This is a genomic window from Vibrio hibernica, from assembly GCF_015223435.1.
GTDB classification, from domain to species: domain Bacteria; phylum Pseudomonadota; class Gammaproteobacteria; order Enterobacterales; family Vibrionaceae; genus Vibrio; species Vibrio hibernica.
In genome coordinates this window covers 1-12,431 of record NZ_VHKO01000031.1, presented here as the reverse complement: position 1 = coordinate 12,431, position 12,431 = coordinate 1, and the positions used below count along the sequence as shown (strand labels likewise).

General features: G+C 43.3%; 8 protein-coding genes. All 8 read right to left on the bottom strand.

Translation table 11 applies throughout. From position 1 onward, the window contains the following. Positions 1–108: 108 nt before the first annotated feature. A complete protein-coding gene (rpoC, locus tag FH976_RS11055) occupies positions 109–4,302 on the bottom strand; it encodes a DNA-directed RNA polymerase subunit beta' (protein WP_194090917.1) in 4,194 nt (1,397 codons plus the stop codon). A 106-nt stretch (positions 4,303–4,408) separates the two neighbouring features. Beyond that, positions 4,409–8,437, bottom strand: coding sequence for a DNA-directed RNA polymerase subunit beta (gene rpoB, locus FH976_RS11050; RefSeq protein WP_194090916.1), 4,029 nt, complete (start codon positions 8,435–8,437; stop codon positions 4,409–4,411). Positions 8,438–8,713: 276 nt separating this feature from the next. Continuing rightward, complete coding sequence (gene rplL / locus FH976_RS11045) at positions 8,714–9,082, bottom strand: 50S ribosomal protein L7/L12 (RefSeq protein ID WP_194090915.1); 369 nt, start codon at positions 9,080–9,082, stop codon at positions 8,714–8,716. Positions 9,083–9,141: 59 nt separating this feature from the next. Further along, a complete protein-coding gene (gene rplJ / locus FH976_RS11040; protein ID WP_194090914.1) occupies positions 9,142–9,636 on the bottom strand; it encodes a 50S ribosomal protein L10 in 495 nt (164 codons plus the stop codon). Between the two features lie 288 nt (positions 9,637–9,924). Beyond that, positions 9,925–10,629, bottom strand: a complete 705-nt coding sequence (rplA, locus tag FH976_RS11035; RefSeq protein ID WP_194090913.1) for a 50S ribosomal protein L1 — start codon at positions 10,627–10,629, stop codon at positions 9,925–9,927. Between the two features lie 4 nt (positions 10,630–10,633). After that, complete coding sequence (rplK, locus tag FH976_RS11030) at positions 10,634–11,062, bottom strand: 50S ribosomal protein L11 (protein ID WP_194090912.1); 429 nt, start codon at positions 11,060–11,062, stop codon at positions 10,634–10,636. A 184-nt stretch (positions 11,063–11,246) separates the two neighbouring features. Next, on the bottom strand, positions 11,247–11,795 hold the full coding sequence (gene nusG / locus FH976_RS11025; protein WP_194090911.1) for a transcription termination/antitermination protein NusG: 549 nt from the start codon (positions 11,793–11,795) through the stop codon (positions 11,247–11,249). 10 nt (positions 11,796–11,805) lie between these two features. Then, positions 11,806–12,183 (bottom strand): preprotein translocase subunit SecE, encoded by a 378-nt coding sequence (gene secE / locus FH976_RS11020; RefSeq protein WP_190332729.1) that lies wholly within the window; start codon positions 12,181–12,183, stop codon positions 11,806–11,808. Positions 12,184–12,431: the final 248 nt, after the last annotated feature.

Below are 12,431 nucleotides of genomic sequence, written 5' to 3'. Positions count from 1 at the left end.
GGAATACCCACAAATTTTCTTATATTATCAATAAACTAAATTAAATCCCCTAAAAACAAAAAGGCACCCGAAGGTGCCTTTAATACTTTATCTGAATATTCGAAAGACTTAGTCTTCTGAGAATCCAGCGTTAAGAAGTGCCGCTAGGTTATCCGTTGCTTGTTCAACAGAAGGACCTTGCTCAAGACGCTCTTTCTGACGCTCTTGATGGTGGGCATAACCGGTACCAGCAGGGATCAGACGACCTACAATTACGTTCTCTTTCAAGCCACGTAATTCATCACGCTTACCAGAAACCGCAGCTTCAGTAAGTACTCGCGTCGTTTCTTGGAACGATGCAGCAGAGATGAACGACTCAGTTGCTAGAGACGCTTTTGTAATACCTAGTAAGTCACGCTCAAAACGTACAAGCTCTTTACCTTCCGCTTCTAATAAACGGTTAGCAATTTTAACGTTTGCGAACTCAACTTGTTCGCCAGCAAGGAACTCAGAATCACCAGCATGGGTGATCGTACACTTACGTAGCATTTGACGAACGATAGTCTCAATGTGCTTATCGTTAATCTTAACGCCTTGTAAGCGGTAAACTTCCTGAACTTCGTTAGCGATGTACTGAGTAACAGCATGAATACCACGTAAACGTAAGATGTCATGTGGTGTTTCTGGGCCATCAGAGATGATATCACCACGTTCTACTTTCTCACCTTCAAATACGTTTAGCTGACGATGTTTATGAATCATTTCTTCATAAACGTCACCGCCTTCGCGAGTGATCAATAGACGACGTTTGCCTTTGGTTTCTTTACCAAACGACACAGTACCTGTGTGCTCAGCAAGGATCGCAGGCTCTTTTGGTTTACGAGCTTCAAACAAGTCAGCTACGCGTGGTAGACCACCGGTAATATCGCGGTTACCGCTCGATTTCTGAGGAATACGAGATAAAGTATCACCGATACCAACCTCTGCTCCATCTTCAATGTTTACGATAGCCTTACCTGGTAGGAAGTAATTCGCTGGCATATCAGTACCAGGGATCATCACATCATTACCTTTCGCATCAACCAGTTTGATAGCTGGACGCATATCTTTACCCGCTGTTGAACGCTGTGCTGGGTCTACTACTTCACTTGAAGATAGGCCAGTTAGGTCATCAGTTTGGCGAGAAATGGTCACACCGTCAATCATGTCAACAAATTGGATACGACCTGCCACTTCAGTGATGATTGGCATGGTATGCGCTTCCCAGTTAGCAACGATGTCGCCTACTGTAACCGCTTCGTTATCCGCTTTGCTTAGCATAGAACCATAAGGAAGTTTGTGCTTCTCTTTAGTACGGCCAAACTCATCAATAATCGTCATCTCAGATGCACGAGAAGTGATAACAAGTTTCTTATCTTTATTGATAACAAACTTAGCATTGTGAAGTTTCACAGTACCGGTCGTTTTCGCTTGAATGCTGTTTTCTGCTGCTGCCGTTGATGCCGCGCCACCGATGTGGAACGTACGCATGGTTAGCTGTGTACCAGGTTCACCGATTGATTGAGCAGCGATAACACCAACTGCCTCACCTTGGTTGACTAGGTGACCACGAGCTAGATCACGACCGTAACAGTTTGCACAACAACCGAAGTCTGCTTCACACGTTACAACTGAACGTACACGCATACTATCAACTGAGTTAGCTTCTAGGATCTGACACCACTTCTCATCAATCAAAGTGTTGCGAGGAACTAAAACTTCACTGCTACCAGGCTTAATTACGTCTTCTGCTACAACACGACCAAGCGCAAGCTCTGTCAGTGCAACTTTAACGTCACCACCTTCGATATGAGGCATCATGTAAACGCCTTCGAAAGTGCCACAGTCATGTTCAGTAACAACAACATCTTGAGCCACATCTACTAAACGACGAGTCAGGTAACCTGAGTTCGCTGTTTTCAGTGCAGTATCGGCCAAACCTTTACGAGCACCGTGAGTTGAGATGAAGTACTGAAGAACGTTTAGACCTTCTTTAAAGTTTGCTGTGATCGGCGTTTCGATGATTGAACCATCTGGACGCGCCATCAGACCACGCATACCCGCTAACTGACGAATCTGTGCTGCAGAACCACGAGCACCGGAGTCAGCCATCATATAAATGCTGTTAAACGATTCTTGTTGCTCTTCCACACCATCGCGGTTAACAACAGTTTCAAAAGAAAGGTTATCCATCATCGCTTTTGCAACACGGTCGTTAGTAGACGCCCAGATATCGATAACTTTGTTGTAACGCTCGCCCGCAGTAACAAGACCAGATTGGAATTGCTCTTGGATTTCACGTACTTCTTCTTCAGCTGCTGAAATTTCAGTGTATTTTGCTGCCGGTACAACCATATCGTCGATACCAACAGAAACACCTGAAAGTGCTGCGTATGCAAAACCTGTATACATGATTTGGTCAGCAAAGATTACAGTATCTTTAAGACCCAGCTTACGGTAACACTCATTCAGTAAGGTAGAGATTTGTTTCTTACCTAACTTCTGGTTCACGATTTCAAAAGGAAGACCTTTTGGTACGATCTGCCAAAGCATTGCACGACCAACGGTGGTATCACGCATTGCCGTGTTCGTTGTGCTGTTACCATCTTCATCAACAATCGTTTCAGTGATACGTACTTTAACGCGAGCATGTAGCTCAGCACTCTTAGTACGGTACGCCTTTTCAGCCTCTTCTGGGCCAGCAAGGTACATACCTTCACCTTTAACGTTGATCTTGTCACGAGTCATGTAGTAAAGACCCAATACAACGTCCTGAGAAGGTACGATGATCGGATCACCAGATGCTGGTGAAAGGATGTTGTTGGTAGACATCATTAACGTACGTGCTTCAAGCTGTGCTTCCAATGTTAACGGTACGTGTACCGCCATTTGGTCACCATCGAAGTCGGCGTTATAGGCCGCACACACAAGTGGGTGAAGCTGAATCGCTTTACCTTCGATAAGTACAGGTTCGAATGCTTGAATACCAAGACGGTGAAGTGTTGGTGCACGGTTAAGTAGAACTGGGTGCTCACGAATAACGTCATCTAGGATATCCCAAACGATCGCTTCTTCGCGCTCTACCATTTTCTTAGCCGCTTTAATCGTTGTAGCCATGCCACGAGATTCTAGCTTGCTGTAGATAAATGGTTTAAATAGTTCTAGTGCCATCTTCTTAGGAAGACCACACTGATGTAGACGAAGGTATGGACCTACTGTGATTACAGAACGGCCAGAGTAGTCTACACGTTTACCAAGTAAGTTCTGACGGAAACGACCTTGTTTACCTTTGATCATATCAGCCAAAGATTTAAGAGGGCGTTTGTTAGAACCTGTGATCGCACGACCGCGACGACCGTTATCTAGAAGTGCATCAACAGACTCTTGCAACATACGCTTTTCGTTACGTACGATGATGTCTGGAGCAGCTAGGTCTAGAAGACGTTTCAAACGGTTATTACGGTTGATCACACGACGGTATAAGTCGTTCAAATCTGAAGTCGCAAAACGACCGCCATCTAGTGGAACTAGAGGACGTAGATCTGGCGGCAATACTGGAAGTACAGTTAAGATCATCCACTCAGGATTGTTACCTGATTGGATAAAGGCTTCAACTAGCTTCAGACGCTTGGTCAGTTTTTTACGCTTAGTTTCTGAGTTAGTGGTTTCTAGCTCTTCACGCATTTGTTCAACTTCTGCGTGCATATCCATGGTGTGTAGCAGATCTTTGATCGCTTCAGCACCCATTTTCGCTACAAACTCATCTCCCCATTCTTCTAGGCGATCTAAGTATTCTTCTTCCGTTAGCATTTGACCTTTTTCAAGATCAGTCATGCCAGGCTCCGTCACTACATACATTTCGAAGTAAAGAACACGTTCGATGTCACGTAGCGGAATATCCATTAATAGGCCGATACGAGATGGTAGTGATTTTAAGAACCAAATGTGTGCTACTGGAGATGCTAGTTCAATATGGCCCATACGGTCACGACGAACTTTAGTTTGTGTAACTTCTACGCCACACTTCTCACAGATAACACCACGATGTTTCAAGCGCTTGTATTTACCACAAAGACATTCGTAGTCTTTTACTGGACCAAAAATACGAGCACAGAACAAACCGTCACGCTCAGGCTTGAACGTACGATAGTTAATAGTTTCTGGCTTTTTAACTTCACCAAACGACCATGAACGAATCATGTCTGGAGAAGCTAGACCGATTTTGATTGCATCAAATTCTTCGGTCTTATGCTGTGCTTTTAGAAAGTTCAGTAAATCTTTCACAATCAGCTCCTGTAAGGAGTTAAGAGGCGTTCGGTTGAACGCCTCTTTTCTACCGGGTTAATCCAAGGTGCTATATTAATTTCAGACTTTGCGCTGCAATTAATAATTACTCTTTGTCTTCTAGCTCGATGTTAATACCTAGAGAGCGAATCTCTTTCAACAATACGTTGAAAGATTCTGGCATTCCAGGATCCATGCTGTGATCACCATCTACGATGCTCTTATACATCTTAGTACGGCCATTCACATCATCAGACTTAACCGTTAGCATTTCTTGTAGAGTGTAAGCAGCACCGTATGCCTCTAGTGCCCATACTTCCATCTCACCGAAACGCTGGCCACCGAACTGAGCTTTACCACCAAGTGGTTGCTGAGTTACTAGGCTGTACGAGCCAGTAGAACGTGCGTGCATCTTGTCATCAACCAAGTGGTTCAGTTTTAGCATGTACATGTAACCGACAGTTACAGGACGCTCAAACTTATCACCAGTACGTCCGTCATACAGATCTAATTGACCTGACGTTGGAAGGTCGGCAAGAGCAAGCAGCTCTTTAATTGCTGGTTCGTTAGCACCATCAAACACTGGCGTTGCGATCGGTAGACCACCACGTAAGTTTTTAACTAAAGTGCGAACTTCGTCATCAGACAATTCAGCAATATTAACTTCTTGACGAGTATCACCTAGATCATAAACCTTCTGTAAGAACGTACGGAACTTAGCCAGTTCCTGTTGCTCTTTCACCATCTGGTTGATCTTGTCGCCAATACCTTTAGCAGCAAGACCTAAGTGAACTTCTAAGATCTGACCAATGTTCATACGTGACGGTACACCCAGTGGGTTTAGCACGATATCAACAGGTTGACCTTTTTCATCATAAGGCATGTCTTCAACAGGGTTAATCTTAGAGATAACACCCTTGTTACCATGACGACCCGCCATCTTATCACCAGGCTGAATGCGACGTTTAACTGCAAGGTAAACCTTAACAATTTTCAGTACACCTGGTGCAAGATCATCACCTTGAGTGATCTTACGACGCTTAGTATCAAACTTCTTATCAAAGTCAGCTTTAATCTCGTCCCACTGCTCAGCAAGTTGTTCAAGCTGAGATTGAAGATTGTCATCTTCCAGTGTTTGTACTAACCATTGCTTACGCTCCATGCCATCTAGTCGAGCTTCAGAGAAGCCGCCAGATAGAAGAAGTGAACGAACACGAGCCAATAGGCCGCCTTCTAAGATTTGGAACTCTTCAGTCAAATCTTTTTTCGCTTCTTTAAGCTGCATTTGTTCAATTTCAAGCGCACGCTTGTCTTTTTCTACGCCATCGCGAGTAAAGACTTGAACATCAATGATCGTACCAGAAACAGAGTTAGGTACACGTAGAGATGTATCTTTCACATCTGATGCTTTCTCACCGAAGATAGCTCGTAGAAGCTTTTCTTCCGGAGTTAGCTGAGTTTCACCTTTAGGGGTTACTTTACCAACTAGGATGTCGCCACCCTTCACTTCAGCACCGATGTAAACGATACCTGACTCGTCTAATTTAGACAGAGCAGACTCACCTACGTTTGGAATATCAGCCGTAATTTCTTCACTACCAAGCTTAGTATCACGAGCCACACAAGACAGTTCTTGAATGTGAATCGTAGTGAAACGGTCTTCTTGAACAACACGCTCAGAAACCAAGATGGAATCTTCGAAGTTGTAACCATTCCAAGGCATAAATGCGATACGCATGTTTTGGCCAAGCGCTAATTCACCAAGGTCGGTTGAAGGACCATCAGCGATTACATCACCGCGTGCACAGCGTTCACCAGGCATCACAGTTGGGCGTTGGTTAATACATGTATTTTGGTTAGAACGGGTGTACTTAGTTAAGTTATAGATATCAATACCGGCTTCGCCTGGTACTAATTCTTCCTCATTAACTTTTACTACGATACGAGAAGCATCTACAGACTGAACTGTACCGCCACGTTTCGCTACCGCAGTTACACCTGAGTCAACCGCCACATTACGCTCAATACCAGTACCAACTAACGGCTTATCAGCGCGTAGTGTTGGAACCGCTTGACGTTGCATGTTTGCACCCATCAATGCACGGTTCGCATCATCGTGTTCTAGGAACGGGATAAGCGAAGCAGCGATAGATACAACTTGGTTTGTTGCCACGTCCATGTAATTCACATGATCACGTGGGTGTAGACCAGATTCACCTTTTTGACGAGCAGTAATGAGCTCTTCAGCAAAGCGACTGTCATCAGTCAAGTGTGCGTTCGCCTGAGCGATAACAAACTGACCTTCTTCAATAGCTGACAGATAATCCACATCTTCAGTCACAATACCATCAACAACGCGACGGTAAGGGGTTTCAAGGAAACCATATTCATTACAACGAGCAAACGCTGATAATGAGTTAATTAGACCGATGTTTGGACCTTCAGGCGTTTCGATTGGACATAAACGACCGTAGTGAGTTACGTGAACATCACGTACTTCAAAACCAGCACGCTCACGTGTCAAGCCGCCAGGCCCTAATGCAGAAATACGACGTTTGTGCGTCACTTCTGACAACGGGTTGTTCTGATCCATAAATTGAGAAAGCTGTGATGAGCCGAAGAACTCTTTCACTGCAGCCGAAATCGGCTTAGCATTGATAAGATCTTGTGGCATGATCGCATCTAAATCACCAAGACTTAGACGTTCTTTCACTGCACGTTCAACACGGACTAGACCAACACGGAATTGGTTTTCAGCCATCTCACCAACAGAACGGATACGACGGTTACCAAGGTGATCGATATCATCAACCTCGCCTTCACCGTTACGAATACCGATCAGCTTCTTCATCACTGCAATAATATCAGTTTCATCAAGAATACTTTGCTCTTGAGCATCTTCACGATCAATTGAGCTATTAAACTTCATACGACCAACAGTCGATAAGTCATAACGCTCTTCAGCAAAGAACAAACTGTTAAATAGTGATTCCGCGGCTTCTTTTGTTGGTGGCTCGCCAGGGCGCATCATGCGATAGATTTCTACTAAAGCAGAAATACGATCGGTTGTGCTGTCAACACGTAATGTGTCAGACATGAATGGGCCATGGTCTAGATCATTGGTAAATAGAACTTCAAGTTGCTTGTAGCCTGCTTGAGAAAGATTCGCCAATGCTTCTAAAGAAATTTCTTGGTTTGCTGCAACAATAATTTCGCCAGTTGCTTCATCGATATAATCTTTTGAAGCTACTTTACCTACGATGTATTCAACTGGAACTTCAATGAATTCCACACCATCTTTTTCTAGGCTACGAATATGACGAGCAGTAACACGACGTCCAGCCTCTACGTAAACTGTGCCATTCGCTTCAATATCAAAAGAAGCGGTTTCACCACGTAGACGATCTGGTACTAACTCCATTAATAGAGTTTGATCTTTTACTTCAAAACGCACTTTTTCAAAGAAGATATCTAAGATTTCTTCAGTCGTTTTGCGCAATGCACGTAAAATGATAGACGCCGGTAATTTACGACGACGGTCAATACGTACATATAAGTTATCTTTTGGATCGAACTCAAAATCTAACCATGAACCACGGTAAGGAATAACACGTGCATTATAAAGCACTTTTCCTGACGAGTGAGTTTTACCCTTATCGCTGTCGAAGAACACGCCTGGGCTTCGGTGCAACTGGGATACGATAACCCTCTCAGTACCATTGATTACGAAGGTACCATTGTCTGTCATAAGCGGAATTTCGCCCATGTAGACTTCTTGTTCTTTGATGTCTTTTACGGTACCTGCTGGTGCTTCCTTATCAAAAACAACTAAACGTAATTTTACGCGTAGTGGCTTCGAATAAGTGATACCACGAATTTGACATTCTTTAACGTCAAACACTGGCTCACCAAGACGGTAGCTAACGTATTGCAGCTCAGAATTGCCATTATAGCTCTGGATTGGAAATACAGAACGGAAGGCAGCTTCCAGACCATATTGACCTTCAGGATCCTGTTCAATGAACTTGTCGAATGAATCGAGCTGGATCGATAGCAAATATGGAACGTCCAAAACTTGTGGACGCTTACCAAAATCCTTACGGATGCGCTTTTTCTCGGTGTAAGAGTAAACCATGGGGTTCCTCAGCTAGCTGATAAGTGACCCGAACTGCCCAAAACACGTTGAAACCAACTGAGTTGGTAACACGGGGACAGTGACTAACAACACTGTTTTCTGTAGTGACACCCTAATCTCATCTAAAAGTTATTTCAGCAGAGTCTTAACGGTGTTTTTTGCTTGGATATAGACGCCTAAACAGCGGGAAAATTAGTCTACACCCTACAGCGCAAAAAGGCCGGTGGTTAATAAACCACCAGCCATTAGCCTTGCGGCTAAGAAATCAAATAATAATTACTTGATTTCAACAGAAGCACCAGCTTCTTCTAGAGTTGCTTTAAGAGCTTCAGCTTCGTCTTTAGAAATTGCTTCTTTAAGCGGAGCAGGAGCACTATCAACTAGACCTTTAGCTTCTTTCAAGCCAAGACCTGTCGCGCCACGTACTGCTTTGATTACAGAAACTTTGTTTCCGCCAATAGCAGTTAAGATAACGTCAAATTCAGTTTGCTCTTCTGCAGCATCACCTGCAGCAGCGCCACCAGCAACAACAGCTGCAGCAGCAGAAACGCCGAATTTTTCTTCCATAGCTTCGATAAGCTCAACAACTTGCATTACAGACATTTCTGCAACTGCGTCTAGGATTTGCTCGTTAGTAATAGACATAACAATTCTCTTTTAAAGTTAACAATAAGTTTATATGGTAATCAAAATTAAAGTAGGGCTTATGCCGCAACTTCTTGTTTTTGATCACGAACAGCAGCGATAGTACGTACCAACTTACCAGCAGAAGCTTCTTTCATGCACATCATTAAGCGTGCGATAGCTTCGTCGTAAGTAGGTAGTGTCGCTAGTCGATCAGCATCAGTAATAACGCCTTCAAATGCAGCTGCTTTGATTTCGAATTTCTTATTCTCTTTTGCAAAGTCTTTAAAAAGACGCGCAGCAGCACCAGGGTGCTCATTAGAGAAACCGATCAAAGTAGGACCAACGAATACGTCTTGAAGACATTCGTAGTCTGTACCAACTACCGCACGACGAGCCAATGTGTTACGAACAACTTTCAGGTAAACACCCGCTTCGCGAGCTTGTTTACGTAGGGAAGTCATCGCACCAACAGCAACGCCACGAGAGTCAGCAACAACTGCAGAAAGTGCACCACTGGCTGCTTCGTTAACTTCAGCAACAATTGCTTGTTTGTCTTGAAGATTTAAAGCCATTTGGATTTACTCCTGGTTGTAGTTACACCACTCAAAAATTTTGAGGGTTCTTTTGGTGCATTCCCAAATGAATATTTCAAGAAATGAAATACGACCATCCGTTCGGGCACCATCTACGTAGGTAAAATTAAGTTTCATACATTAAAATGAATGAATCACCTACGGTCTTGGATGGAAGCATCATTTGCTCTGTCTTTTTCTAAAAAAGAAGTAGACAAAAAAAGCAATACTCCAACCATGTCAAATAGGCGCAAAATTATACACAAATTTCACGCCTAAGCAAATTAATTAGCTAGCTTTAGTATCTAAGCTTGCTTGATCAACTGCAACACCAGCACCCATAGTGGTAGAGATGCTCACTTTTTTCAGGAAAGTACCTTTCGCTGAAGAAGGTTTTGCTTTCTTAAGCGCGACTAAAAGAGATTCTAAATTCTCTTGTAGTTGGTTCGCGTCAAAGCTCACTTTACCAATAGTTGTGTGGATGATGCCGTTTTTGTCATTACGGTAACGAACCTGACCTGCTTTAGCATTTTTAACTGCTTGAGCAACGTTAGGAGTTACAGTACCAACTTTAGGGTTTGGCATTAGGCCGCGTGGACCTAAGATAGTACCAAGTTGACCAACAACGCGCATTGCATCAGGAGAAGCAACCACTACGTCAAAGTTCATCTCGCCTTTCTTAACAAGTTCAGCTAGATCTTCCATACCCACGATATCTGCACCAGCAGCTTTAGCCGCTTCAGCATTTGCACCTTGAGTAAATACTGCAACGCGAATATCACGGCCAGTACCATGCGGTAAAACCGTTGCGCCACGAACGTTTTGATCAGATTTACGAGCATCAATACCAAGGTTAACAGCAACGTCAACACTTTCTACGAACTTAGCCGTTGCTAGTTCTTTAAGAAGAACGATAGCTTCATTGATTTCGTATTCTTTAGACACTTCGATTTTTTCACGAATAGTGCGCATACGTTTAGTTAGTTTTGCCATGATCTTATCCCTCTACCACTAGGCCCATTGAACGAGCAGTGCCCACGATAGAACGCTTCATCGCTTCGATGTCTGCGCCAGTCATATCAGTCGCTTTAGTTTCTGCAATCTCTTGCACTTGAGCGTCAGTGATTGTACCCACTTTGTCCGTATTTGGACGAGCTGAACCAGATTTTAGGCCAGCGGCTTTCTTTAAAAGAACAGCTGCAGGCGGTGTTTTAGTGATAAACGTAAAAGAACGGTCGCTGTATACAGAGATAACAACTGGAGTTGGAAGACCTTTCTCCATAGATTCTGTTTTTGCATTAAATGCTTTACAGAATTCCATGATGTTTACACCATGTTGACCTAGTGCAGGACCTACTGGTGGACTCGGATTTGCCATACCAGCTGCAACTTGCAGTTTGATATAAGCTTCTACTTTCTTAGCCATGATAATTCCTAAATTTTGGGTTCAATCGCTAATGCATTCATTAGCTCCCCGATTTATGTGAAAACTTTTAACAGGTAAACCCTGTAAAAAGGCGCGAAATTATAAATAAATTTCGAACCTTATACAAGCATCTTGTTTATTATTTCAACAAAACACTTGGATCTGTCATCCAGCGATGAACTGATTAGTCGTTCTTCTCGACTTGGCTGAATTCTAATTCAACCGGTGTTGCTCGACCAAAAATCGAAACAGACACTTTTATACGGCTTTTTTCATAATCAACGTGCTCAACTGTACCGTTAAAGTCCGCAAATGGGCCTTCAGTAACTCGAACAACTTCACCCGCCTCAAACAATGTCTTCGGCCTTGGTGCTTCACTCGCCTTCTCTAAACGGTTTAAAATAGCTTCTGCTTCTTTATCCGTAATTGGAGCTGGACGATCTGAGGTGCCACCAATAAAGCCCATAACACGAGGAATGCTACGTACTAAGTGCCATGATTCGTCATTCATCAACATTTGGACTAACACGTAGCCTGGGAAGAATTTACGCTCACTTTTACGACGTTGACCTGCACGCATCTCGACAACTTCTTCAGTTGGAACTAATACATCGCCAAAGGATTCTTCCATAGCATGCATTTTAATATGTTCACGAAGAGACTGCGCAACACGCCCTTCAAATCCTGAAAAAGCTTGAACGACATACCAGCGTTTTTTTGGTGCTTCACTCATTTAAAACCCCTTACACCCCAGTTGCTAGAGCAATCAAACGGACCATGATACCGTCGATACCCCAAAGCAATAGAGCCATTACAATACTTACAGCTAATACGATAAACGTGGTTTGCATTGTCTCTTGGCGCGAAGGCCAGATGACTTTGCGAACTTCTAGCTTTGCTTCTCGAGCAAAAACTATCGTAGCTTTACCTTTCGTTGTTAATGCGGCAACGCCTAACGCTGCAGCGATAAGAATAACAACAGCTGCGGCGCGAATAGCAACAGACATATCACCATACAGGTAATTACCGACAACAGCAGCGGCTAACAGAGCAAAAGTGATCAACCACTTAAAAGCATCTGCAGCTTTTGAGCTCTCATGAGTTTCAGCTTTGGCTTTCATAATCAAACCTGTGACAAGTTTTGTTTTAACGACAATAACCCCGCTATAGCAGGGCTAACTCATTAGCTTATAGAAGACCATAAACTAAACAAATTAGATCTTAAATCTAATGTAGATTCTTTACTGAATAGCACAAAAAACACTTTGCTTTTTGTTCAGTGCAGAAAAAGGGCATCAAATGATGCCCTTTTTGATAGTCATTAGTCAAATACAATTCGTATCTAACTTAAACTTTAGTGTCTTAAGCA

Coding starts and splice junctions, on each gene's coding strand:
- rpoB (WP_194090916.1), bottom strand. CDS start 8,437: ATGGTTTACTCTTACACCGAGAAAAAGCGCATCCGTAAGGATTTTGGT.
- rplL (WP_194090915.1), bottom strand. CDS start 9,082: ATGTCTATTACTAACGAGCAAATCCTAGACGCAGTTGCAGAAATGTCT.
- rplJ (WP_194090914.1), bottom strand. CDS start 9,636: ATGGCTTTAAATCTTCAAGACAAACAAGCAATTGTTGCTGAAGTTAAC.
- rplA (WP_194090913.1), bottom strand. CDS start 10,629: ATGGCAAAACTAACTAAACGTATGCGCACTATTCGTGAAAAAATCGAA.
- rplK (WP_194090912.1), bottom strand. CDS start 11,062: ATGGCTAAGAAAGTAGAAGCTTATATCAAACTGCAAGTTGCAGCTGGT.
- nusG (WP_194090911.1), bottom strand. CDS start 11,795: ATGAGTGAAGCACCAAAAAAACGCTGGTATGTCGTTCAAGCTTTTTCA.
- secE (WP_190332729.1), bottom strand. CDS start 12,183: ATGAAAGCCAAAGCTGAAACTCATGAGAGCTCAAAAGCTGCAGATGCT.